General features: G+C 48.5%; 1 protein-coding gene. It reads left to right on the top strand.

Annotated features, from left to right (window positions below; genetic code table 11):
- Window positions 1-1,340 (top strand): non-ribosomal peptide synthetase (locus IQ246_RS29680; protein WP_194006854.1); only part of this gene is annotated, 1,340 nt, incomplete at both ends.

Genomic DNA, 1,340 nt, shown 5'->3' with positions numbered 1-1,340 from the left:
CAAGCTGTTACCACCCTCAACAACGTCGCTGCACCAGAGAATGTCGCCGCCGTCTTTTACACCTCTGGTTCGACGGGCACACCCAAAGGGGTAGTGATGACCCATCAGGGATTAGTCAACTATGGACTAGCAGCAGTCAGTAGCTTAGAACTCAATCACACAGATCGGTTCTTGCAATTAGCTTCCAGCAGTTTTGATGTGTTTTTGGAAGAAATCTTGCCCACTTGGCTGGCTGGTGGTGTAGTTGTCCTACCACATGAGCCAAATCCGCTGACTGCAACACAACTGCACCAAGTAATTAGCCAACAGCAAGTGACAGTAATGGAGTTGACAACTGCTCACTGGCATGAATGGGTATCACAATTAGTCAGCTTTGCAACTAATCCACCCAGTTCACTACGCTTGGTACTGGTGGGAGGAGAAACCATCTTGCCCGAACAGTTGCACCATTGGCAACAGTTTGGTTTGCCTTTAGTTCATGTCTATGGGCTAACAGAGACGACAATTACCTCAACGATGTATCAATTACCGCCTGATAGTCAGATAACGGCATTAGGGTACAGGTTGCCCATTGGTCGCCCACTTGCCAACACTTTTGTCTATGTGCTGGATGAACAGTTGCAGCCAGTGCCCGTGGGTGTACCAGGGGAGATGTACATTGGTGGGGTGGGATTATCCCGTGGTTATTTGCACCGTCCACAACTGACAGCCGAGCGGTTTGTGTCTAATCCTTGGGCTAGTTTTTCCGGAGAACGGTTGTATAAAACTGGTGATATTGGACGTTATTTGGCGGATGGCAATATTGAGTTTTGGGGGCGACGGGATGAGCAAGTAAAAATTCGTGGTTTCCGCATTGAGTTGGCGGAAGTGGAAGCAGTACTGAGCCAACATCCATCGGTGCAACAGACTGTGGTCATTGCCCGTGAAGATGTTCCCGGCAATAAACGCTTAGTCGCCTACCTTGTCAGCCATCCAGAACAAACACCGACCATTACCCAACTGCGGCAATTCCTCAAAGAGAAATTGCCAGAGTACATGATTCCTGGGGCTTTCATGTTCTTAGATACTTTACCCCTGACCCCCAACGGCAAAGTAGACCGCCGCAGTTTACCTACACCCCAGACAAATGGTGAACTGGAAGTCAGTTTTGTCGCCCCACGTACTCCCATCGAACAGATGTTGGCAGATATTTGGGCAGAGGTATTGGTTCAAGAACAAGTTGGTATTAATGATAACTTCTTTGAATTGGGAGGACATTCCTTACTAGCGACTCAACTGATCTCACGGGTACGCAACATCTTCCAAGTCGAATTACCAGTGCGGAGCCTATTTGAAGCTGC

It is taken from the genome of aff. Roholtiella sp. LEGE 12411 (assembly GCF_015206995.1).
In the GTDB taxonomy this organism is placed as follows: Bacteria; Cyanobacteriota; Cyanobacteriia; order Cyanobacteriales; family Nostocaceae; genus Komarekiella.
Note: the sequence above shows the minus strand (reverse complement) of the source record. Positions and strands in the feature narration are given on the sequence as shown.